We start from the raw sequence: 22,626 nt of genomic DNA on the forward strand, positions 1-22,626 counted from the left end.
CTCTCAACGGGAGGACACCTGTTGAATACCGATTATTTCATCAACCTCAAAACTCTAGTAATACATGGCACTGATTGGGGGAGGTTTACAATTGAGCTTGGAGAGATTAAATTTTATTGGAACTGAGGTACTTGGAGTCAAAACCGACCAACTAAGATTGGACCTTCTAGAGGCATTCAAAATCCATGGTGAGTAACGTGCGAGACGAAATAAGGAGAATCGTGAGCAGATTACCCTACCAAATGCCGATAATTGAATAGAGATAAATAGCTTTTCGAATTTTAGAACTACAAGGGCAAGGTGCAAAAAAGTCTTAAGTACACTAAAAAAAACTCCCGAACGTCAGGGAGCCTGCGAGCCAAAGGCTAGCAATAAAAGAAGTAAATAATGAATTTAATCATTAAATAAATCCAAATCAATCCAACGATGATTAACAACAGCGGTATTAACGTGAGGAAAAGCAGCGCTTTAAAAATAGCCATGCTTATACTCCGTTATGAGACGCAACTTTCGCATCGAGTTTTTTTAATAATGTTGACGCAGTAACCGAAGGCGGACTATTAGATGTATTGACCTCAGTAAAAAATTCCTCGACGATTTCTGCCACCTCATCATCGCCCTCCTCAAACGCACTATTAGCAAAACCAACTTTGGCTGCTAAATCTAATGCCTGTTGATCATAGCCAACCGATTTTCGTTGAGCGTCAACCTGCTTTGCCTGTGAAATAGCTTCCTCTAGAGTTAGACCATCCCGAACCGTCAAGTCAACAAAGTAGATTGCTGATCGATAAGATTGCGTTGTACTTTTTGCTCTTAGTTTTAATTCAAGTGGCATACTCGATAGCAAACATCCCGATACAGCTTGGTAGTAACTGAGTCTGGCCGCCAGAGTTCTAATGCTGTTATAGCCCGTCGTCCTAAAGATAAAAGTTCCTAATTCTTCAGTGTCACCGATTTGTACGTTTAAACGGCCATAGGGCTTGCATAATCCGCTTTTGGCAAGCTCGCATGCGCTTGGAGAAGGGCAGTCAATAGTTACGATACCATTGCTTGTAAAACGCCTACAAGTCTCTCCATTGCCAACGCAAATAGGTCTTCCTGTATTACGATCAAACATACTATATTCAGCCCTTAAATTAAGATCAGGATCGTTAAACAAGAGACGAACTGGGATCGAACGGATTTTGCCATTACCTGTTTTGCGTAGGCTTTCATCAATTGGATGAGGAACCCAGCCGTCTTTATTTTGTACCTGAGAGGTAATGGTGAACTGGTCATCCTTTTCAGGAATTCGCTTACCATTTCTCTCAACAACTTTTCCTATAGAAATTCGCCCAAGTACAGGCGGCGTTATTGCTAAACCTTTTATCATGATAAATACTCCTTGAAGAGAATGCTGCCCATCCAAGCACTAGACATCGGACAGGCAGCACAAAACAACTCACAGCTGAGTGAGTATTGGTGTGAAATAATGGGATTAGATTATTTAATGCGAGGTAATCAAGAACCGGCGAGCGCCAGGCTTAGTTTTGAAGTAGCGTTGAATAAGATCTGGTTGATCTAGAAGCAGATTTTCCATATCTATGACCTGGCCATCTTTGCTCTTTTTGTAGCTTACTTTGCCAGTTTCAAACTTAGCATAGCTTGCATCCCCCATTCGTTGCTGAACACGCTGCTTTAACTTAGCTTCAATCTTTTCACGATTGGCGATATCAGTACGTAAGTTAACCAAGTCTGCAAAGACTGAAGACATTTCAACGTCTTGGCTGAAATCAACCGTATTGCCAGCATCTGAGGGATATAAACAGCGTAACGCTTGTTCAGCAGACTCACTACCATCAGCTGGTGGTGCTGTGTCAGTTTCTACGTAATGCCAGAACTGACGCTCTAGCGATATCAAGCGATCTATTAAAGCATCGTCTCGATTTATCCTGTAGATACGGATTTCCTGCCCACAGATGAGAACGCAAACATCAGCCGAGGCTTTGCCAGTGACTGCAAGTTGATGTTGAACCTGTAACTGAACGTATTCCGGAACGCCGTCTCTCCAGAGTCGAGCACCAAACTCACCAGCCGTTTTGCATTCAAGTATTTGTACGTCTGGCGCTCCTATGACCTCACGATCAATGTTTGCTAGCATCCACGGTTTGTCCGCATCAGGATGCTGTAGAACAGCGTTAATACGCCGCACTCGATTGCCAGATTGCTTGGTGTAGTGAGCAGCTACGATTGGTTCTAACAAGGTCCCCCAATACATTGGGCTTGTCTCGTCCTTAGGATCAATTTTAGGTAAGCCCGAATCTCTGCCTGTTTTAATTAGCCATAATTCCAACTGAGACTGATACGGATTTAAACCAACTGCTGCAGCAGCATCAGAACTACCTATGCCATTTTTTCGTATATCGAGCCAATCATCTCGGCTTAGATTATTAGTTTTCACTAGTTTCAACGCAGGTCGATTTACGGATATTTTCGAGACCCTTTCTGCATAAATCATTTTCTTCTCCTTAAATAGAAAAAAGCCCAGTAAAGTATCAACTAGACTGGGCTTACTTGAGGTAAGACAATTTACGAGACCAATGACATCGCCTGTTCTAGAGCTTTTTGCTTTAACGTTGCTCCGGCGCCAAACCATGCTGAATCAAGACGATAGTCGTTTGTGCGTGCACGCTTTTGATGATCAACGTACTCAGTAACAGCGTTCAATAATCCAAACGCCGTCCCTTTTGCCGATGAAAGCTCAGCACCTCTGCCACGGCCATCGAATAATTCCTGAACTTGTTTCATTGCTCGTTCATTGGTGGTCGTGGTACTTAAGCATTCAGTACTGTTAAATAGACGGAAGATAAAATCACTAGATTCAGAATGATTTACCTTACGGTTTGAAAGTGCTTTCATCTCGTAAATAAACGTCTCCCAAGTAGACACAGATATTCCTAAACGTAGTTTGACTTTGTTGGCATCAAAGGACGTACTATGGGGAATTTTCACTGCTCCGGCTTGGTCTCTAAGTGCAATATTGAGGGTATTGTTGCAAACCACTCTTATCGAAGTGAATTGGGCAGTTGTGGCTAGCGTCCCATCGCAAGCAGTGGCAAGAAGCAAATAGGCGTTAATTAAATCATTGCCTTTAATTATTGCTCCTTGATTTGTTTTTGCAAGTGCCCAAATTTTTCGGCCTCCTTTTAAAACTCCTGCCGTTTCTAGCTCGTAACCACTAACTTCTGTTAGATCACGGTAAAACTCAAGAATAGTCTTCGGCTGCACTACTTGATAACGTTTGCTGACAACAGACAATGGAGATTTATTGTCTGATCGATAGAGAACTTTCTGGTCTGAAAATAAATGAATTCCATGAGGACTATTTGTGGTTTCTTCAATGAAGCTTACTGGTGCTTCTTTGATCTCGAAGCACAGTCCTGACTGCTTTTGCCATACTTCAATAGGTTGTTTTGCTAAGAGCTGGTTGCCTAAGCCATGCCAAGGTGTGCTGTTTGCATAAGCAATTGACTCGATTAAATGTGACATGGTTATGTTCCTTTTTAAGTATTTGAAAGACGAGATTGAGCCTCTGCAACATCTATGCAGATAAGCGTAAAGGACGAAGATTATTTAGTAGGGGCTAACGGGGAGATATTGCTTTGAACGTAGTTGGCATGCTTGAAATTTCTTAGAGGTAATCTAATTCAGAATTGCATTCTTCATTTCTGCTTTGCAGATGCCGATTCAAGTATTCGGATAAGAACCGAAATAGTGTCGAAATTGCTTCGATCAAAATGATAAGAAAAAAGCTTTTAGCAGATTGATTCATATTTGCTCCCTGTGGTGTTTGAAGATGTAGATAAATAACTACATTTTTCTTATACCAAATAGAAGCATTCAAATTGAACCAACTGATTTTTGGCTGGCTAACTAGGATAATTGGCGCATTTATTTTTCTAATTTTGCGTCAATTTTTTTGACTCTTTGCTGTATAAACACCGTCTGCAGGGAACTTGAATATTGGTGTTTATGAGTTTGTTTGGTGTAGACTACTAATAATTCTGGATGTGTGTTTGTTCAGAATGGCGCTTCAGATTTTGTAGCGATTTTGTATCCGAAAACTTTGTGTGGTCGCTAACTTCTTGATTTAACAACGATTATTGTCAATCGTGCAGAAGGGATAATTTTCTGCCGGAATGCCCGCTTTTGTCAGTGCATTAAATAAAGTAGATTTGCCGACGTTAGGCAGGCCGACGATGCCGCATTTGAGACTCATAGTATGTCCTTGTGCGCCTTAGGGAGCACGATAAATGTGCCTGTCGGCGTGAGGCAGACAGGCAAAAAAGCCGATAAGATGGAATTAACCCGCTATTTTACCGGAATTGGCGTCCATTCTGACCCGCAGACTGCTGATTCGCTGTAAATAAGCCAGTAAGAGTCCGCCTGCCACGGTCAGTCCGAGTACCAAGCCTATCCAGAAACCTTGCGCTGCCATAGGTGTATCCGGGTGCCACGGCATCCAGTCTGGGGCCAGACCAAGCACACTGCCGATAGGCAAAGCAAAGCCATAAAACGCCATTAAATGGATTAACATTGGCGTTCTGGTGACTTTATAACCACGAATCGCGCAAGAAGTGGTGACTTGCGCCGCATCAGATAGCTGGAAAATAGCCGCGAATAACAATAGATGGGCAGTCATTTTTTGTACATCAGGGTCGCTGGTGTAGGCCGCAGCGATCAGGTCTCTGAAGACCATGATAAAAGTGGCTGAAATAATCGCAAACGCCAGACCAATACCAACCCCGACCCAAGAGACAAAGCGCGCCCGTTGCGCATCACCTTCGCCCAGCGTCTGGCCGACGCGCGTGGTCAATGCGATACCGATGCTTAACGGCACCATGAACACCAGCGAAGAAAAGTTCAGTGCAATCTGATTAGCTGACACCGGTATCACGCCAAAACGGGCGACCAGCAACCCCACCGCACCAAACGCGGAAACTTCAGCGAAGTAGGTCACGCCGATCGGTAAGCCGAGTTTGAGCATGGAGCGAATTTCACTCCAGACCGGACCTTCTGCGTGGGTAAATGGGTAGGTGGCGCGATACACATCGGCACGGCGTATCCACAGCAGCATCGCCACCAGCATGAGCCATAAACCCAGGCCAGTCGCTACTGCACAGCCGGTGGCGCCAAGCTGCGGCATGCCTAAATGGCCGTAAATAAAAATCCAGTTGATCACAATATTAAAACCCAGCCCGCCAAGCGCAATCATCATGACTGGCTTAGTCTCATTGAGACTGGTGGTATAGCCATACAAGGCCCGGTACATACCAAACGCGGGCAAGCCAAGACTGATTACATGCACGAATTGCGAGGCTTTTTGATTGACGACCGCATCAATGTGCAGATGATCAAAAATTAAGGTTGCTGCATTCAGTAACAGGCAGGCAATCAGACCAACGCCAAAACCCATCCACAATGATTGGCGTATGGTGTGTGGCATTTTATTGAGGTTATTGGCGCCAACTTCATGTGCCACGACGGCATTGACGGCCATCATGATACCCATCACGGTCACCAAAATGATGGACCATAAAGAAGCACCTAATGACACTGCGGCCAGCTCTTCCGCGCTTAAATGCCCCGTCATCGCCACATCAGAGACGCCCATGCCGACGGTAGCGAGTTGACCAATTAAAACAGGCCAGGCGATTTGCCACAGGGCGGCGGCTTCAGTGCGGATACGGGTTTTCATAGGAAATTAATACTTTTTTTTCAGAACAGCGCGCTAGCTTAACCTATCGTCTCGCGAAAAAGGGGAAGTGTCACTGATATCGCTTATCTGATTGCGTTGATGGCATGACAAATCAGCAAAAAAACAGATCAAACGTTCTTGACATGCAGAAATTCTATCCTAAAGTGATATCACTTTGATTTCATTGTGAGATCTGATAGCAGAATAGCTTTGCGATCAAGGTGGTAAACCCTTAGATAAGAAGAGTAAGAAGAAAAATAAATTCCCCTGGAGTAATCATGAATAACGTGAATAAAAGTGCTGAACCAGCATCACATTCAGCAAACCTAGCAAACCCAGCAGGCATTAAAAGAATACTGCTCAAAGAAACGTAACCTGTCGTTAATACGGGTACCTTGTATAACTAAAAATAAATTTTAAAAATTAAAAATTAAAAATTGGCGAATAAAATGTCTCATCCTTTCTATGAAGAAAAACAGTATTTGAAAGTACTTTGGATCACTGCGCCATTACTGGCTGCCTTTTTCATCTGGCAATTTACCAGAGGTGAGTTTTCCGCTTTTGCTGGACTGATGAATGGTAGTGGAAGTTGGCTCTTTCCAGCGTCTTTTATGTTAGTCATTGTTATCCAATTAAATTTCGGAATGATGAAGATTAATGTTGACGAAGAATATTTACGCTGGCAGTTCGGCTTGTTGACTCTGCCAACGTGGAAAGTCGCTTTGAATGACATTGCGGATATAGAAATCGTTGATCTACGTTGGTATGAAGGTTATGGCATCCGTCTGACGACCAGCGGTATGTTGTATCGTGCGTCAGGTTCCCAGGCACTACGTGTGGTTCGCAAAAATGGCAAAAGTTTTCGCCTGAGCAGCACCGATCCACAACGCCTGCTCAGTTATATCCAGCCGCGTCTCAACAAATAACGATGGCCAGTCCAGGTAAAAAATCGTTTGCATTGCGTATCGATCCTGCCCTGTGGGCAGAGATCGAGCGTCTTGCAGCGCAAGAGTTGCGCAGTGCGAATGCACAAGTGGAATACATGTTGCGACAGGCATTAATCCAACGTGGGCGTCAGGTGCCGCCAGCATCAGACGATCCAGATGAAGCGGCGCGATAATACAGAACTGATGCCGTATTAAAAATTTAAAGCCTGCACTTTTTGCATGTCTGGTTTTGTGATGAATGCGATCAACTCATCACGCATTCTGGCGCTTTCTGCGATCGCTGTTCTCCATGCTGTCATTCGTTGCTGGTGATTGGTTCCGTAATAGAAGAAATCTTTACGGTCCGGTAATTTGCCGCGTGGCAGGCTGCGCAGGAAGTCTTTCGATGGCGAAACCATGATCACATTATCGAGCCAGTGTCGATGTTGCCAAGTGTGCGCTCGTCGCCACGGCAACGACTTATCTAACCATCCCGGAACAATGTGATCCGTAAAGTGCGGATACAACACTAATTCGCTATTGCCGCGAGCATTTTTTTCCGGCAGACGCGAGTATGGCAAAGCAAGATGGTAATCAATGATGCCGCCGTCCCAATACGTTCCTGCTGGTGTATGTGGAATATTTTTGACTGGCTCCATAATCAAAGGTAAGGTACCGGACGCTAACAAAGCCGGTGCCAGATTATCGACGCCAAGAGCACAGAATTGGGTCTCAAAGCTGTCAAATTTTGCTTTTAGCCAAAACAGTGGATCACGCGCATCGCCAATGACTACTCTATCCAAATGCTTCGCTAAGCGTGAGCGCGAAGCCAGATTGGCAAACGTTGCAGCCACAAATCCCAGCTTAGCTTTGGCTTCAGAGTTTGGTGCATTTAAGGCCCCACGCCCACGATTTGTCATCAAATGCAGACGGTGTAACGGCTGCTGTACAATTTCACTTTCATAACCGCCGATGAAGGCTTGCAACAAGCTTTGAATTTCTTTGGTAACGTCATTGGCGCTTGGTTTTTCCGGATAGCTTTGTTCGCAATATAAATCCGCCAACCGCTGAAATGCAGCGACCGGATCAGCGCAACTCGCTGCCGCCATACGCCAAGACCCTATCGATGCACCGATCAGGCTACGTTCACGCGGCGCAGCTGGCAACCATTCGCCGAAGAGCCACTGGTCTATCCCTTGCAAAATCAAACCTTTAGGGCCACCAGCGGCGGCTGGTATCACCGCCACATCTTGTGCCTGCAAGCCGTGTTCTTGCAAATGAGCATACGCTGCTTTACCAGCATGGATTTGGATTGCTGAACTCATAGTGTGACATTCAATAACATTGAAGTGAAACAATGCCCGTGTGCGATATTGCGATCAAACAAGGGCGTTCGCCCTAGGCATTACTTTGTTGTGTGCAATTGCATCATCGCTTCTGGAAATTTACCTTCCGCCAGCAAGGGCAAAATATCCATGCTTTTAGCGATAGCTTCATCGATCAAGGGCTGTTCTTCTTTGCGTGGTCTGTGCAATACAAAATCGGCCACGCCTTGCTGCAAATTCAAGGTACGTGGATGACCGATACCGATGCGTAAGCGCCAGTAGTCTTGCGTCCCCAAGGCAGCGGTAATATCTTTTAAACCATTATGACCGCCTGACGAGCCGCCTTTTTTGAGCTTCGCAATGCCCGGCATGATGTCGAGTTCATCATGCACAACTAATACTTCATCCGGCGTGATTTTATAAAAGCGACACAGCGCTCCAACCGATTGCCCGGACCGATTCATATACGTCTGCGGTTCTAACAACCAGACTTCATTGCCAGCGATACGGGTTTTACCAACGAGCGCATTAAAATTTTTATCGCGTTGCAAGCTCACCGGAAATTGATCCACCAGCCAAAAACCCGCGTTGTGGCGGGTTTGTTCATATTCAGGGCCAGGATTACCCAGCCCTACGATCAAACGAATAGACATGTTATTGAGAATTTTTTAAACTTACTTTGACAGATTTAAGACTTGTGCTTTTTGAGCAGTGGCAACAAATATTTACCTGTCACGCTATCGGCATTTGCAGCCACTTCTTCTGGCGTTCCGCTCGCGATAATCAAACCACCACCAGCACCACCTTCTGGCCCCAGATCAATCAGCCAATCGGCGGTTTTAATCACGTCCAGATTGTGTTCAATAATGACCAGCGTATTGCCCTGATCGCGCAAACGATGGATCACCTTGAGCAGCAGGGCGATATCGTGGAAATGTAAACCAGTCGTTGGTTCATCCAGAATATACAAAGTGCGACCAGTATCGCGCTTTGATAATTCGAGTGACAATTTTACGCGCTGCGCTTCACCGCCTGACAGTGTGGTCGCACTTTGACCAAGGCGGATATAACCCAGACCCACGTCCAGCAAGGTGTGCAATTTACGCGCAATGATAGGGACTGGTTTAAAGAATTCATGCGCATCTTCTACTGTCATTTCTAGTATCTGATGGATGTTCTTGCCTTTGTATTGCACTTCCAGCGTTTCGCGGTTGTAGCGTTTGCCGTGGCAGACATCACAAGGTACATACACGTCTGGTAAGAAGTGCATTTCGACCTTGATCACGCCATCACCCTGACAGGCTTCGCAACGACCGCCTTTGACGTTGAACGAGAAACGCCCCGCGCTGTAGCCGCGTTCTTTCGCCATCGGCACAGTCGCAAATAAATCGCGTATCGGTGTGAACAGGCCCGTATAAGTTGCCGGGTTAGAGCGTGGTGTACGACCAATTGGTGCCTGATCGACGGAGATCACTTTATCAAAATGTTCCAGACCACTGACGTGCTCAAATGCCGCAGGTTCCGCCTGTGAACCATACAAGTGACGTGCCGCAACGTGGTACAGCGTGTCGTTGACCAGCGTTGATTTGCCTGAACCAGAAACACCTGTCACGCAAGTCAGTAAGCCAACTGGCAGATTCATGGTGACGTTTTTCAGATTATTTCCACGCGCACCGGCGATCACTAATTGCTTATCGGGATTGCTGACGGTGCGTTGTTTTGGTACGGCGATTTCTAATGCACCACTCAGATATTGGGCGGTTAAAGAACGTTCGCTTTTCATAATGTCAGCAAGCGTACCTTGTGCAATGATTTCGCCGCCATGTACACCAGCACCCACACCCATATCGACCACAAAGTCGGCACAGCGAATGGCGTCTTCATCATGCTCAACCACCAGCACGCTGTTGCCGATATCACGCAAATGTTTAAGCGTGTCGATCAGGCGGTCATTATCGCGTTGATGCAAACCGATTGAGGGTTCATCCAACACGTACATCACGCCAGTCAGACCAGAGCCAATTTGCGATGCCAATCTGATCCGTTGTGCTTCACCACCCGACAAGGTGTCGGCACTGCGATCGAGCGACAAATAATCGAGGCCCACATTGTTCAAGAAAGTCAGACGGGAAGAAATTTCTTTGATAATACGATCTGCAATATCGCGCTTCGCACCATGTAATTTCAGGTGTTCAAAGAAATCCAGTGTCTGGCGCAAAGGCATGGCGCTGATATCGTAAATCGCTTTTTCTTGCTTGCCTGTACCAACCTTGACGTAACGTGCTTCAATGCGCAAACGCGCGCCGTCGCAGGACGGACATTGTTTTTCGTTGATGAATTTAGCGAGTTCTTCTTTGACTGCCATCGAATCGGTTTCGCGATAACGGCGTTGCAAATTATTGACCACGCCTTCAAACGCGTGTTCTTTGACGACCGCGCGGCCTTTTTCATTGATGTACGTGAATGGAATTAATTGTTTGCCTGAACCATGCAAAATAATTTGCTGCGCGGTTTCAGGCAATTGTTCAAACGGCGTGTCGATATCAAAATCAAAAAACGCGGCCAGATTGGAGAGCATCTGGAAATAAAATTGATTGCGTCTATCCCAACCTTTTACCGCGCCGCTGGCTAGTGACAAATTAGGAAACGCGACAATACGCTTAGGATCAAAAAACTCTATATGCCCCAGACCATCACATTCCGGACAAGCACCCATAGGGTTGTTGAAAGAGAACAAGCGTGGTTCTAATTCTTGCAAAGAATAGCCGCAAGTCGGGCAGGCAAATTTGTTCGAAAACAATTGCTCGTGCTTGCTATCCATGTCCACCACCAGGGCGCGACCATTGGCGATGCGCAAGCAGGTTTCAAATGACTCTGCCAAACGTTGTTTGATCTCTTCTTTGACCTTGACCCGATCAACCACCACGTCAATCGTGTGCTTTTCGGTTTTCTTTAATTTTGGTAAGTCATCGACTTCGTAGATTTTGGCTTCATGCGTGCCACTTTGCACACGGAAGCGGATAAAACCTTGTGCCTGCATTTGTTCAAACAAATCGACATGCTCGCCTTTGCGATTCGCTACTACCGGAGCCAAGATCATCAGCTTGGTGTCTTCGGGCATCGCCAACACCGCATCGACCATTTGCGAGACGGATTGAGCCGCTAACGGGTTTTCTGGATGATCTGGGCAATAAGGCGTGCCGACGCGGGCATACAACAAACGTAGGTAATCGTGGATTTCGGTCACGGTACCAACGGTCGAGCGCGGATTATGCGATGTTGCTTTTTGTTCGATGGAAATGGCCGGTGATAAACCTTCTATCATGTCGACGTCGGGCTTTTCCATCAATTGTAAGAACTGACGTGCATATGCGGACAGCGATTCGACATAGCGACGTTGTCCTTCTGCATACAGCGTATCAAACGCTAGCGAGGATTTGCCAGAGCCCGATAAGCCAGTAATCACTACCAGTTTATTGCGCGGCAAATCGAGATTGATGTTTTTCAGGTTATGCGTTCGCGCTCCTCTGATCCTGATCAACTCGCGTTTCTGCATGAGTGCGATATCATCTGCGCCGAACTCAATTTCAGCTGGTTTTGGCGCTGCTGTGGCTTTTACGGCTTTTGGTCGTGTCGTCATAGTATTTAAAACTGCAAGTGAACTGCGTTTGATCCGAATTTGGGCGGGGACAATCAACCTGCTACTATAACGGTTTTTTGAAAATTACCGCAGACTCCTCTGCGCTTTCAACAAATTAGCCTGTACCTACCGGTTTTAAATATGACTTTAGCAACAAATATCAAGGACGCCAGTGATACACGGCAAGATATGGATGAAAAATCCGGCATGAGCCGTGCAGAAATTCGTTCTAGCGCTTCATTGGCTGCCATTTTTGCTTTGCGCATGCTGGGTTTGTTCATGTTATCCCCCGTATTTGCTATTTATGCAAAAAATCTCAGCGGCGGCAATAATCCGCTCTTGGTCGGGTTGGCGTTGGGCATGTTTAGTCTGGTGCAGGCGTTTTTCCAAATTCCTTTGGGTATGGCATCTGACCGCCTGGGACGCAAGCCTGTGATTGTTGCGGGTATGCTGATGTTTGTGATCGGCGCCGTCATCTGCGCAGAATCGACGAGTCTGTTTGGCGTGATGCTCGGTCGCGGCATCCAAGGCCTGGGCGCGATCTCTGCCGCCATCACTGCTTTAATTGCAGATAGCACACGTGAAGAACATCGCACCAAGGCGATGGCGATGGTTGGCGGCTCTATCGGCATCAGTTTTGCGTTGGCAATGGTCATCGCTCCGGTTTTGTTTGAAAGCGTTGGCATGCCAACCATGTTTGGCATGATGGCGGCGGCTGGCTTAGCGGCGATTGCTGTTGTGTTGTGGGTCACACCGGATGCGCCGGCATTACCAGCACAGCGTGTGCCGTTTTCAAACGTGCTAAAAAATCGCGAACTGATGCGTCTGAACTTTGGCGTGTTTGTATTGCATTTTGCACAAATGGCGATGTTTGTGGTGGTACCTGCAGCACTCGTGCGCGTCGCAGAAATCCCTCTGGCGCATCACTGGAAAGTGTATTTGCCAGTGATGCTGGTTTCTTTTGTCGCCATGTTGCCAGCGATTATTGTTGCGGAAAAGTATGCCAAAATGAAACAGGTGTTTCTCATTGCAATTAGCCTACTGCTCGTCGTACAGCTTGGATTTTGGCAATTCATGGAACATCCGGTGGCGCTGATTGCATTATTGTTTGGCTTCTTTATCGCCTTCAATACGCTGGAAGCAAGCCAGCCATCCTTGGTTTCCCGCATTGCACCACCCGCTGCGAAGGGAGCCGCCTTAGGCGTTTATAACACCTTGCAGGCGCTGGGTATTGCCTGCGGCGCTGCCGCTGGCGGCGTGATGAGCAAGTTTGCCAGCGCCCCGACGATCTTCGCTTTGTGTGCAGTCTTGACAGTTATCTGGCTTATAATCGCAGTCAACATGCCGGAAATACCTCGCCGCTCGGCACCACAGAGCGCAAAGCAGGTCTAAAGCCGCACACTATTCTTAAAAATTATCGGAATTAATCAGTAAAACAGGAGAAAACCATGGCATCCGTCAATAAAGTTATTATCGTTGGCAATTTGGGCCGCGATCCGGAAACACGTTATATGCCAAGTGGTGACGCAATGACCAGCATCACAGTAGCAACGACTGACAGCTGGAAAGACAAAGCATCTGGCGAGAAAAAAGAACAAACCGAATGGCACCGCATTACCTTCTTCGGCAAACTGGCAGAAATCGCCGGTCAGTATCTGAAAAAAGGGTCACAAGTCTACGTCGAAGGCAGCTTGCGTACACGTAAGTACACCGACAAAGACGGCGTAGAAAAGTACGCGACCGATATCAAAGCCGACAGCATGCAAATGCTGGGCGGTCGTCCAGGCATGGGCGGCGGCGCACCGATGGACGACAGCGGCTACGGCGGTGGCGCACCTGCCCCAGCCCCACGCCAGGCAGCGCCAGCACCACGCCAACAAGCGCCTGTGTCACGTCCGGCACCGAATTTCTCGGATATGGATGATGACATTCCGTTCTAAATAGGACGTTTTTAGAAAACGTTGATTAAAACCCCTGAAAGGCCTGTTTTTACAGGCCTTTTTCTTTTTCTTATAAAAAAACCGTTGATTAAGATTTTTCCGTTTTCCTACTTATTTTTTTGTTGATTAAAACTGTGAAAGAAGCAAAAAATTTTTATTTAAAAAGTTAAAAAAACACCTTGAATTCGATACTGTTTATTTATACAGTGGTTGAGATGGGTATTTCCACGTGGAAATATATAGAGGGGTTAATTATGACGACAAATAAAAATATATCTAAAAACAGTGTGTTCGAAGCAACGAAAAAATCAGGGAAATTTTCTAATCGGGTTAGTCATTTCGTTTTCTCTGATGGAGAGCGTTATCCAATGCTCTTAGATGTTGACGGTAGACCTGATTATTGGACAACCCTGTATATAACGGAAACACGTCGTACATCGGTACTTCAAACACCATTGAGCGTACTCTTCGTCATATTGTTCATTTGAACTTATGGCAAGAGGTTAACAATCGAGACTTGCTTTCTGAATTTAGCGAGGAACGGTTTTTAACAGATCAGGACATATCTTCATTACGCGATCATTCTTTGCTCAATACCCGTGCTGTGCGCAAATGGGTAAATAAAAAATTAAATATAAGTGCAATTAGACTTTCTGTTGCTCATCCCACCCGGAAAATTCCAATTGATACTGTCTTAAAGAGCTATGCATTAAGTCGCATTATTGATTTTGCAGATTATTTATCTTTCATCGCACGTGCAATGTTGAGGCAAAGGTCAAATTTCTCCGAGATTGAGCCTCGTATCATACAAATGAAGCAAAAAATCTTATCTCAAAAACCGAAAGGCTTTTCAGGAAGAAGTTCAAATTTTGATCCTGATACGAAAGCTCCGCCGGCGGAAATTTTTGAGCAATTCATTGTTGGCGCGCACTCAAAGATACTTAATTTAGTTACGCGGTCAAGGCGACATTTGCTAAAGTGGCTGGTGAACACCGCGAAATCTTTAAAGCACCCAAAACAGGTGATGGCACCAAAAACTCAGCCAAAGGTTTGGTCGCGGTATATAAAAACGCGCAAGGTGAGTTCTATCTGAAAGACCAGGTGAGTTGGAACGAAGTCAATCACTGTGAATTGGTTCCTGTATTTGAAAACGGCTGTTTGCTCAACGAGGTGACGCTTGCAGAAATTAGGGCGCGTTTACCTATTACAGATACAGTTAATTTGAATTGATAAATTATGCCCAAGCATGTTATTTAGCAAGCTAAGGATTTAAGGATTCGATGATAAATAAGTTTCGTTCGAAAAAATAAAATTTGGAGGTACTTGAATGACTTTAAATAATCCACGCAACATTTTTGTTTTGTTATTAGCAGAAATGCTTTGTGTATTTTCGCTTCACTCAAATGCTCAAGATCTACCTGTACCTGCAAATGAAGCTGCAAATGCTAGCAAAAATAAGATAAATAAATTTGATCCTCCGTACACATTTACTGCAGATCAATTGTGGGAAAAGTTGCTGAATGTAGCTGCGAGTTTTCCTGATGGACTCACTCGCACCAATATAGATAAGATTTTTTCCACGAGTTTGGAGAGGGAAGCTTATTCAAACCCACAAATATCCAAATATGAAACTGAAGCCTGGCAGGTTTCGCAGGGAAAGGATTGGTTTTTTTCTATGGGCGCTGTTTTGAAAAATCATAAGGCTATCAGCTTTAGTTTTTCTTGGAGAGACGGTCCTCTCGTGTTGCCACCTAGAGGTATGTGCATACCAATGAAAAAAGTGGAAAGCACCTTATTAAAGTATGGTTGGGAATCGACTTCTAAACTTCGAATGTATCCGCAGTATTGGGTTGATTATCATTTTATTAAGTATATGCACGGTTCAATGCGTATTACTTCAGATGGAGACGGTGACGCCGCTTGTCTCTTAGATTTTTTTATAGTTAATAAATAATTGCCGGACATGTTTCGAAAGGTTCGGTAGTAAAATTTTTTAGAGATTGGGATGGTGACCAAATGCGAAATTTTAGATTGCGTCTATGTGTCATAATGTATTTTTTTGCAACTTGTTGGATTTTGCCGGGAAACGTAGCAATTTCCGGTGAAATATTTGAGCAGGTTTTGAACTCGAAAGATATCGTTGTCGCACCACACGATCCATTGTTGAAGTGTGCATATGAAGATAAAAAATTTCAAAATGCAAGAAATCTAATTGAAAAAACAGAAGAATTTAAAAATATGCAAAGCCGAATACAAGAGCCTTTTCGTGTAGCTTATTTGGAAAAAGCAGTAGATAGCCCAATTGAATATCATGGAGTTTGTTTTGATAGTGTAACTGTTTATGTCGATAGAAAAGAAAAATTTGAGCTTGTTCTTTCATTCGTTGTAAATCGCAATACTCATCAGATATATTTGCAAGATTTAAATGGTACTTTTCGGCATATTATTAAAAAGTAAATTTGTAACCCTCCCGTAAAATCAAGCCATGCATAACTAGAGTTCTTGAGGCAAACTTATATGCCAAAGGAGAACAGAAATGCGTAAGAGCAGATTTACAGAGACATAGATCATTGGAATATTGAAAGCAGTTGAAGCTGGTAGATTGGTCAAAGATGTTTGTCGGGAACATAGTGTTTCTGAAGCGACTTATTACCAATGGAAATCTAAATATGGCGGTATGGAAGCAGCCGACGTAAAGCGCCTCAAAGACTTGGAGGAAGAGAATCGTAAGCTCAAAATGATGGTTGCTGATTTATCGTTAGAGAACCATGCGTTTAAAGAGGTGATCGGTTTAAAGCGCTAACCCCGAACCAGAAACGGGATTTCGTCAAACAACTGCAAGAGGTTGGACTTAGCCAGCGTCAGGCTTGCAAAGCGATGCAACTCTCACGTTCAAGCATGAGCTATCAGCGGCGGATGGTACCGGATGACGACATCATTGCAGTTTTGCAGGAATTGGCAGAACGTTTTCCGGAACGGGGATTTGGCAAGTATTTTCAGTTAATAAGGCGACGTGGCCACACCTGGAATCATAAGAGAGTTTATCGCGTTTATTGTGGACTAAAGATGAACCGGCGACGCATTGGTAAAAAGCGACTTCCAACAAGAGACCCGCAGCCATTGGCAGTACCTGGGGAAATCAACAAGAGTTGTCGCGGTCATTTCTTCAAATGTGTTGACGCACACCGAATATTGGCTGTATAAGCTACGGCAGGTGTCTAAATTTACTTTGCATTTGATCTACAAAAACGATTTAGACAACGTAAAGTTGATATCAATGAATTTCAAGTCAGGAAACTGGCATCGTTTAAAACTCAAGTTAGAAAATTTTCTAAAATTTGAGAGTCTCGAATCTGCAACAGATTTGAAGAGATAAAAAATAAATTTGGATTGTGCAAGTGATCAAGATTGTCTTATTGCTGATAAGGCAAAGTGTAAAGAATTTGATGCATTTTCAGTTTAAAATACACAAAATGTAGTTTGAAAATATAAGCATTTAAAAATTTTGTTATTTTAAATCAACACGTTATTTGAAATTAAAATTTACAAAATGACTATCAGGTATACATAACCGTTCTAGCGAGAACTTTCTTTAATTTGTAATTAATAAGCCCGTACGTCAATGACTGCGGGCTTTTTTCTTATTTACATTTTTATTTGCTTTTGATATCGCAAGTTATGTAAGAACTTTTGAAAGTGTAAATAACGATGTCGTATTCCGTTAAGGTCTCTAAATTTTCAACAGGTGAGAGGTTCGCCCACCTTATCGTTAACGATAACCGATTTCGCTTTTAAAAAGTTAATGCAACGGAACCCAGAAGAATGGGTTGTCATTTAAATATTTCTAGTCTATTGTTTGATGGTTATTTACATTGGTAATGTGATGGACAGAAGGTTGTTAGAAGATTTTTTGACAGACGCTTTTTGGCACAACGAAGACGTTCAGGCTCACTTCCAATTTTAAATTAGATTAAATCTGTAATTTTTTACGAGCTTTTAAATGATAGTTCCAAAATATTGGGCTGATGGTCGGGCGCAAGATCGTCGAAATGGGCGGCAAGTCACAGTTCGACGCTTTGGCTGGTCAAATACTAATCAAGATGAGGCTCAACAGAACGCTAATCAGAGGGCGTCTGATGCATTAAATCGGCTTTTGGCTGGCGAGACGCTTGCGCGATATGAGCCTAGGATTCCATATAACGGCGCGGATGGCGTTCCAATTCGAGAAGAGATTGTGAGTACAATCGGGGATGCGGTCATTACACGGAATTCATATGGTGCAAGGTGCCTCAATACGCCAAACGTATTATTTGCTGATATTGACTTTAATACGTCTCCATCACATCAGTTACTACGAATCGCTTTCGTATTCGTATTTTTATGTGCAATTGGAATCGCAGTTTTATTTCATTCAAAAATTTTAGGAGTTTCTCTCGCCTTTCTATCGCTCTTTTTAGGAAAACCTTTAGCTGGCGTTTTTAATCGTGCAAAATTGCGAAGTAAGGGGGGAGTAGCTGAGATAGCAAAAAGAAAAATAGTTAACTTCCTTGCCGCCAACCCAGATTGGAATTTGAGACTATACAGATCACCCGCTGGATTTCGAGTGATTGTGATGCATCAGCCATTTCTCGCTGATGATCAGCGAGCCGTATCGTTCTTAAACGAGATTGGCTCTGATCCTTTATACATAAAAATGTGTGCGCATCAGAAATGCTTTCGTGCGCGTTTAACTGCAAAGCCCTGGCGCATTGGTATTGAGGCACATTTGAAGCCACGTCCAGGAACTTGGCCGATTGCACCAATTCACACATCTAAGCGTAACGCGTGGATTGAAGAATATGAATCAGTAGCAAAATCGTTCGCTGCCTGTTCTTTTATAGAGGATTTGGGGAGCGGAGTAGTTGACCCATACGTGAATAAAATTCGAGATTTGCATGATGAATTGTCAGGTGCACTTTCTGGATTTCCAATAGCCTAAGGGTTAAATGTCTATTGAAGTATATTTGAAAATATTTTATAGGACTGCAAGAGGCGCATTGGAGTCACTGGCGATAGATTTAATTAACTGGTCAATTAAAGGTCTGAAAAGTTTAAATAACTTCGGCCGAATTGGCCTTTGATTCTCGATTTATTAACGGTTTTACTCACTCACACGCAAGGCTATTTACAGAAAAAAGTGCTCATAACCGTTTTGAGACCTAGTAGAGTTGATTCTGTAAACTATGTCCTGTAAGTCTATGATTTACAGGACATTTTTCTTATTTACATTTTTTTGATTTTTGCATTACCTAGTAAGCTGAAATGTAAACAAGAAAAAACGTAGCAGTATTATGCGTTTTTCAAAAAATTTATATTTCCAGAAGTAGATAGGCGTTCGCGATTCTTTTTTTCGTATTCAATCATGCTCGAAATCGTTAAATTAAGGGTAAGCGCTAAATTAACCCCACCTATCGCCCGGTTAACCCAACGACCTTAGGTCTCCAGGATCGCAATGTTCTCCCGCATACGCGTCCGCAGCGTCTCCTGCCATTCGGGCTCCAGCCAGTGAGCAACCACCTGGTCAAAACCCTTACTGATACGCGTCAGTAGTGTATTAAGATAGCGACTAGCCTCGTCACTGCTGTCGAAACCAAAACGACGGGCGTCGGCCAGTACTGCCGAGCGAGAAATATCGAAACGCCCGGTTGACAGCTGCAGCGTCAATGTCCGCGGTGTCTCAACCGGATTCGGTACGACATCGAAAGCCGGTGCCAGACGCCAGCGTCGTTGCTCGTGTTGGTACACGACTGCATGATTTCGGACATGGTCATCATCATTTCCGCACACTGCATTAAAGACCATTCTCCCAAACAGCTCGCGCCGGTCTTCCACAGGAGCTCCTATGATGCGCAGTTCCTCCGCCAGACGCGGATAGCTCCAAAGGTCTGTTTGCGTTAATTTGTCTGGATACTCCGCCTGTAGCAGCGAAGCTGCGCTAACACACATCAAGCGCCGGTCTCCAATTCGGTCATAGCGCAGCACGCGCACCGCACTGGTTCCCTCGGCGGCAGGATGCAGAACAGTCGCCGCGAAATCCAAACCACTCGCCGCCCCCCATTGCTGGCCGACATGTTCGAGACAAGGTATGTCAGCAATATCGCTGGCGATTCTAGGCTTGACCAGCCAGTACTGCCCCTCATCGTCGCGCAAGGTCGCCTTGGGGCGAGCGCCCCCTACACTGGCAGTCTGTACTAAGCGGCGGCGAAGTCGGATGTCAACTGCCGGCCGTTGCGCGCTCATAGCTGCCAGCTCTTGCACCAGTAGCGGTAGCTGGATTAACTTAGGGTAGGAAAGCTGCGCCACCGAGGGGGTGGGTTGTGTTCCTACGGCGAGGGCACCCCAGCGGTCAGCATTATTAGAAAGAATCAGATAGCGTGCCAGCAGCGTGTCTTCGGGCAGATTGTGCTCGCGCCGAAGCAGCGTCTGGCCCCATGAATCCGGACAAGCATCTCGCAGGACATCGTGCAGACCATTGTAGCGTGTCGCTGGCCGCTCGTCCTCCGGGCGGAAAGGCAAGTTGACCGGGTCTATCGCCCACGTGTGGCCTGCATCGACATAACTGGGGGCGTACTTGAATCTACCCGAGCCTGCAACGGGGCCAGCTAGATAGCGTCCGACCGTGACCCACTCTCCATTGTCTGGACGTTGCAAATAAATGAATAAGGGCTTAGAAGTATTCAGCATCTACTTCGCCTCCTCGTTCTTGTCGGCTGAGCTTTACTCTACGTTGGGGAGCGTCGGACCACAGGGCGGGTGCTAGCACAGGTATAGCATCCTCAAACACGCCCAAAATCAACAATGCAGCGAGGTAAGCGCCAGCAGCTGTACCTGGGTCGCCTCGTTCCATACGGCGCAAGGTAGCCTCAGAAATACTCATTCGCACGCACAAGTCGGCTGCCGTTATGCGCTGGCGTAAGCGTTGCGTGTGGATGCAGCGCCCCCACGTGCTCAGTCGCTCCCGTACCAAAGTTGGCACCGTATCCACGTTCAAGAGCTTTTTAGGCATACGTGAATCCCCTCATAAAAAATGTATTATAGAGCATAATATGATTTTTATGAGGGTTTATCGATTTAGTGATAAGCCATGCTTGATACGAAACGAAGGGCTTTTATATTTTCTGAATGTTTTTTCGATCAGAGGCAGAAACCGGATTGCCCAGCGGTTGATGGCGGAATGGTCGACAAAGGCGCCACGTTCTTGCATCGTCTCTTCGAGATGGCGGTAGCTGAATGGGTAAGCTGCATACCAACGAATACAGACGGCTATCATTTCTAATGGAAATCGCATTCGTTTCGCGTCAAGCATGGCTTGGTACCAATTTAAAAAAGGTGCTGAGCTTAACCGACTTCGCTTTTAAAAAGTTAATGCGACGGAACCTAGAAGAATAGGTTGTCATTTAAATATTTTTAGCCGACTGTTTGATGGTTATTTACGTTGATTAAAAATGTGAAAGAAGCAAAAAAATTTTTTATTTAAAAAGTTATTGCGACAGAACCCCCGCAGCGGGAGCAAATGGCTGGATAGCCTTCACATGGCGATCCGCGACCCTTTTGAAGTCTTCAGATATACGAGGATCGTTGATTACGTCCTGCCAAAATTGAAGCGCCATATCATAACACTTCGATAGATGCCTCAACTCCACTCGACCCATGTAGACTGGTAGCCAGTCTCGTTCAATAATCTCACCGTGAGAATTGGGACGATATAGCATTGGAAGCATGTCATATGCATTCAGCAATCGGTGCTTGCGTTCAAATGTCCATGAGACTGCGATATTTCCATGGTGCTTATCAGTGTTGCCGATGAATGAACCGAAAAGGTCGAGTATTTCCACGGTAATAATGTCTTTTCCAGAAAGCTCTCCGAGTCGGCCAAGCTCACGGGCGACAGCTGTCCAGTTCTGATCCATCATCCCCAGATCACCATCCAATGCGGAGAAAGTAGCTATCGGAAGCCGTCCTCTCAACCCGACTCGATCAAACCGAACAACCTCCAAAAAAATCCGAGAACCCAATTCGAGAATTGCGGTTTTTGCTGCGGCGATACCATTGCGCGCCAGAACTTGTAATGCCAAATGCTCAGATATGAGCAAGTCTCCCCAACGTCGTCCGGAAGGAGTATCAACTTGCGGAGAGAATTTAACTATAACGTGCTCAACCAACATCCCATCATCTTCGCGACGGATCACGGCAGTGAACTTAGGCTGCTCGCCACCTGCGGATGAGCCCGGAGGCTCGCCTTGCATGGAGTCGTCCGCCATCCCAGGGTAACGCACAGCGCGTTCCTTAGCCGGTATAACTTGCTTCTCTAGCGTGGCAAAAGACTCAATGTACCTAGTATATGACTCGTTCCCTAGAATGAGGTCTCCTGCTGCATTTTCACTGCGCCGAGAAATGTATTTCAATACCTGTTCATCCGTCCAATGTAGGATGTTGTCTGGTAAATCCAAGTCCCGGTTTCTTCCCGGCTCCATGCGCCCCAAAAATCCTTGAGGACGGAGGTCTCGGGTGAAAAATGGCATACCCCTAAACACGCCATAACCGCTCCCCTCCAAGGGAATCATGGCGTAAAACTCGCCTTGAAGAACGTCCAAGTATCCAATGGGTGCAAGCCCTCCCTCCTCGGATACACGGAAAATAGGAATAGGGACATCGACCCCCTGGACGTGACGTCTCAGAGCATACTGTCGCGCCTTACCCGCCCCCAACACCACCCCGTCGCGTACAGTTGCCCATTGACGAGAGAAAGTTGGTTGACTGATGTCAAGTTCTCTCAGAATGGACGGCGTTTTTGCAGGTCCTACCTTGAGAAAATGTTGCAATCTTTCAATTTTTTGGATTTTAGCCACGATGTTTTCAAAATTCTATGAATAGAAAAAATCAGCTTTTTTCTATAGGAGAAACTCAATTTTTGAATACTAAAATGAATACTAAAATGAATAGTATTGCGAATGAAATTATCGTATCACAAAAGCGCTACGGAAGATACGACGCATCGAATTGGAACGGCGTTGTTTGT

General features: G+C 45.3%; 18 protein-coding genes and 3 pseudogenes. 9 read left to right on the plus strand and 12 right to left on the minus strand.

Annotated features, from left to right (window positions below; all coding sequences use genetic code 11):
• Window positions 1-484: 484 nt before the first annotated feature.
• From ACO0KY_RS11590 to ACO0KY_RS11610, 5 genes and pseudogenes are all read right to left on the minus strand, one after another.
• On the minus strand, window positions 485-1,372 hold the full coding sequence (locus ACO0KY_RS11590) for a hydrolase or metal-binding protein (RefSeq protein ID WP_423046205.1): 888 nt from the start codon (window positions 1,370-1,372) through the stop codon (window positions 485-487).
• 114 nt (window positions 1,373-1,486) lie between these two features.
• The gene (locus ACO0KY_RS11595; RefSeq protein ID WP_423046207.1) at window positions 1,487-2,497 is read right to left on the minus strand and encodes a YqaJ viral recombinase family protein; all 1,011 of its coding nucleotides are present in this window, start codon (window positions 2,495-2,497) and stop codon (window positions 1,487-1,489) included.
• A 71-nt stretch (window positions 2,498-2,568) separates the two neighbouring features.
• A complete protein-coding gene (locus tag ACO0KY_RS11600; RefSeq protein WP_423046209.1) occupies window positions 2,569-3,528 on the minus strand; it encodes a DUF932 domain-containing protein in 960 nt (319 codons plus the stop codon).
• A gap of 610 nt (window positions 3,529-4,138) precedes the next feature.
• A pseudogene (locus ACO0KY_RS11605) lies at window positions 4,139-4,258 on the minus strand (GTPase); the annotation flags it as partial.
• A gap of 84 nt (window positions 4,259-4,342) precedes the next feature.
• Entirely contained in the window at window positions 4,343-5,737 is a 1,395-nt protein-coding gene (locus ACO0KY_RS11610) for an MATE family efflux transporter (RefSeq protein WP_423046211.1), read from the minus strand.
• A 449-nt stretch (window positions 5,738-6,186) separates the two neighbouring features.
• Here ACO0KY_RS11610 and ACO0KY_RS11615 point away from each other — a divergent pair, with 449 nt between their 5' ends.
• The gene (locus ACO0KY_RS11615; protein ID WP_423046213.1) at window positions 6,187-6,663 is read left to right on the plus strand and encodes a hypothetical protein; all 477 of its coding nucleotides are present in this window, start codon (window positions 6,187-6,189) and stop codon (window positions 6,661-6,663) included.
• A gap of 2 nt (window positions 6,664-6,665) precedes the next feature.
• Complete coding sequence (locus ACO0KY_RS11620) at window positions 6,666-6,857, plus strand: hypothetical protein (RefSeq protein WP_423046215.1); 192 nt, start codon at window positions 6,666-6,668, stop codon at window positions 6,855-6,857.
• 18 nt (window positions 6,858-6,875) lie between these two features.
• Here ACO0KY_RS11620 and ACO0KY_RS11625 read toward each other — a convergent pair whose 3' ends face one another.
• The 3 genes from ACO0KY_RS11625 to uvrA all read right to left on the minus strand — a co-directional run bounded on the left by ACO0KY_RS11625 (window position 6,876) and on the right by uvrA (window position 11,544).
• Window positions 6,876-7,988, minus strand: coding sequence for a patatin-like phospholipase family protein (locus ACO0KY_RS11625; RefSeq protein ID WP_423046217.1), 1,113 nt, complete (start codon window positions 7,986-7,988; stop codon window positions 6,876-6,878).
• An 80-nt stretch (window positions 7,989-8,068) separates the two neighbouring features.
• Entirely contained in the window at window positions 8,069-8,641 is a 573-nt protein-coding gene (gene pth, locus ACO0KY_RS11630; protein ID WP_422990445.1) for an aminoacyl-tRNA hydrolase, read from the minus strand.
• A 35-nt stretch (window positions 8,642-8,676) separates the two neighbouring features.
• Window positions 8,677-11,544: an excinuclease ABC subunit UvrA gene (gene uvrA / locus ACO0KY_RS11635; RefSeq protein WP_423046450.1), complete on the minus strand. Its 2,868-nt coding sequence runs from the start codon at window positions 11,542-11,544 to the stop codon at window positions 8,677-8,679.
• Window positions 11,545-11,835: 291 nt separating this feature from the next.
• Between uvrA and ACO0KY_RS11640 the strand changes: the two genes are divergently transcribed.
• From ACO0KY_RS11640 to ACO0KY_RS11670, 7 genes and pseudogenes are all read left to right on the plus strand, one after another.
• Window positions 11,836-13,020, plus strand: coding sequence for an MFS transporter (locus ACO0KY_RS11640; RefSeq protein ID WP_423046452.1), 1,185 nt, complete (start codon window positions 11,836-11,838; stop codon window positions 13,018-13,020).
• Between the two features lie 56 nt (window positions 13,021-13,076).
• Window positions 13,077-13,568 carry a single-stranded DNA-binding protein gene (ssb, locus tag ACO0KY_RS11645; protein WP_422998830.1) on the plus strand — a complete coding sequence of 164 codons (492 nt, stop codon included), beginning with the start codon at window positions 13,077-13,079 and terminating at the stop codon, window positions 13,566-13,568.
• A 484-nt stretch (window positions 13,569-14,052) separates the two neighbouring features.
• Window positions 14,053-14,661: a hypothetical protein gene (locus ACO0KY_RS11650; protein ID WP_423046219.1), complete on the plus strand. Its 609-nt coding sequence runs from the start codon at window positions 14,053-14,055 to the stop codon at window positions 14,659-14,661.
• Between the two features lie 234 nt (window positions 14,662-14,895).
• Window positions 14,896-15,522 carry a hypothetical protein gene (locus tag ACO0KY_RS11655; protein ID WP_423046221.1) on the plus strand — a complete coding sequence of 209 codons (627 nt, stop codon included), beginning with the start codon at window positions 14,896-14,898 and terminating at the stop codon, window positions 15,520-15,522.
• 95 nt (window positions 15,523-15,617) lie between these two features.
• On the plus strand, window positions 15,618-16,025 hold the full coding sequence (locus ACO0KY_RS11660; RefSeq protein WP_423046223.1) for a hypothetical protein: 408 nt from the start codon (window positions 15,618-15,620) through the stop codon (window positions 16,023-16,025).
• Between the two features lie 109 nt (window positions 16,026-16,134).
• Window positions 16,135-16,694, plus strand: a pseudogene (locus tag ACO0KY_RS11665) (transposase); the annotation flags it as partial.
• A gap of 874 nt (window positions 16,695-17,568) precedes the next feature.
• Window positions 17,569-18,546 (plus strand): hypothetical protein, encoded by a 978-nt coding sequence (locus ACO0KY_RS11670; RefSeq protein ID WP_423046225.1) that lies wholly within the window; start codon window positions 17,569-17,571, stop codon window positions 18,544-18,546.
• Between the two features lie 494 nt (window positions 18,547-19,040).
• On the opposite strand, the gene ACO0KY_RS11675 is transcribed toward ACO0KY_RS11670, so the two are convergent.
• The 4 genes and pseudogenes from ACO0KY_RS11675 to yjjJ all read right to left on the minus strand — a co-directional run bounded on the left by ACO0KY_RS11675 (window position 19,041) and on the right by yjjJ (window position 22,456).
• Window positions 19,041-20,291 carry a type II toxin-antitoxin system HipA family toxin gene (locus ACO0KY_RS11675; protein ID WP_423046227.1) on the minus strand — a complete coding sequence of 417 codons (1,251 nt, stop codon included), beginning with the start codon at window positions 20,289-20,291 and terminating at the stop codon, window positions 19,041-19,043.
• Window positions 20,275-20,613 (minus strand): hypothetical protein, encoded by a 339-nt coding sequence (locus tag ACO0KY_RS11680; protein ID WP_422990452.1) that lies wholly within the window; start codon window positions 20,611-20,613, stop codon window positions 20,275-20,277. Before ACO0KY_RS11680 ends, ACO0KY_RS11675 begins: the two co-directional genes overlap by 17 nt.
• A 96-nt stretch (window positions 20,614-20,709) precedes the next feature.
• A pseudogene (locus ACO0KY_RS11685) lies at window positions 20,710-20,913 on the minus strand (IS6 family transposase); the annotation flags it as partial.
• Window positions 20,914-21,088: 175 nt separating this feature from the next.
• Entirely contained in the window at window positions 21,089-22,456 is a 1,368-nt protein-coding gene (yjjJ, locus tag ACO0KY_RS11690; RefSeq protein WP_423046229.1) for a type II toxin-antitoxin system HipA family toxin YjjJ, read from the minus strand.
• Window positions 22,457-22,626 lie beyond the last annotated feature (170 nt).

It is taken from the genome of Undibacterium sp. Dicai25W, from assembly GCF_049340505.1.
Classification (GTDB): domain Bacteria; phylum Pseudomonadota; class Gammaproteobacteria; order Burkholderiales; family Burkholderiaceae_D; genus Undibacterium; species Undibacterium jejuense.

Coding starts and splice junctions, on each gene's coding strand:
- ACO0KY_RS11615 (WP_423046213.1), top strand. CDS start 6,187: ATGTCTCATCCTTTCTATGAAGAAAAACAGTATTTGAAAGTACTTTGG.
- ACO0KY_RS11655 (WP_423046221.1), top strand. CDS start 14,896: ATGACTTTAAATAATCCACGCAACATTTTTGTTTTGTTATTAGCAGAA.
- ACO0KY_RS11600 (WP_423046209.1), bottom strand. CDS start 3,528: ATGTCACATTTAATCGAGTCAATTGCTTATGCAAACAGCACACCTTGG.
- uvrA (WP_423046450.1), bottom strand. CDS start 11,544: ATGCAGAAACGCGAGTTGATCAGGATCAGAGGAGCGCGAACGCATAAC.
- ACO0KY_RS11670 (WP_423046225.1), top strand. CDS start 17,569: ATGATAGTTCCAAAATATTGGGCTGATGGTCGGGCGCAAGATCGTCGA.
- ACO0KY_RS11660 (WP_423046223.1), top strand. CDS start 15,618: ATGTATTTTTTTGCAACTTGTTGGATTTTGCCGGGAAACGTAGCAATT.
- ssb (WP_422998830.1), top strand. CDS start 13,077: ATGGCATCCGTCAATAAAGTTATTATCGTTGGCAATTTGGGCCGCGAT.
- ACO0KY_RS11640 (WP_423046452.1), top strand. CDS start 11,836: ATGAGCCGTGCAGAAATTCGTTCTAGCGCTTCATTGGCTGCCATTTTT.
- ACO0KY_RS11680 (WP_422990452.1), bottom strand. CDS start 20,613: ATGCCTAAAAAGCTCTTGAACGTGGATACGGTGCCAACTTTGGTACGG.
- pth (WP_422990445.1), bottom strand. CDS start 8,641: ATGTCTATTCGTTTGATCGTAGGGCTGGGTAATCCTGGCCCTGAATAT.
- ACO0KY_RS11610 (WP_423046211.1), bottom strand. CDS start 5,737: ATGAAAACCCGTATCCGCACTGAAGCCGCCGCCCTGTGGCAAATCGCC.
- ACO0KY_RS11675 (WP_423046227.1), bottom strand. CDS start 20,291: ATGCTGAATACTTCTAAGCCCTTATTCATTTATTTGCAACGTCCAGAC.
- ACO0KY_RS11595 (WP_423046207.1), bottom strand. CDS start 2,497: ATGATTTATGCAGAAAGGGTCTCGAAAATATCCGTAAATCGACCTGCG.
- ACO0KY_RS11590 (WP_423046205.1), bottom strand. CDS start 1,372: ATGATAAAAGGTTTAGCAATAACGCCGCCTGTACTTGGGCGAATTTCT.
- ACO0KY_RS11620 (WP_423046215.1), top strand. CDS start 6,666: ATGGCCAGTCCAGGTAAAAAATCGTTTGCATTGCGTATCGATCCTGCC.
- ACO0KY_RS11625 (WP_423046217.1), bottom strand. CDS start 7,988: ATGAGTTCAGCAATCCAAATCCATGCTGGTAAAGCAGCGTATGCTCAT.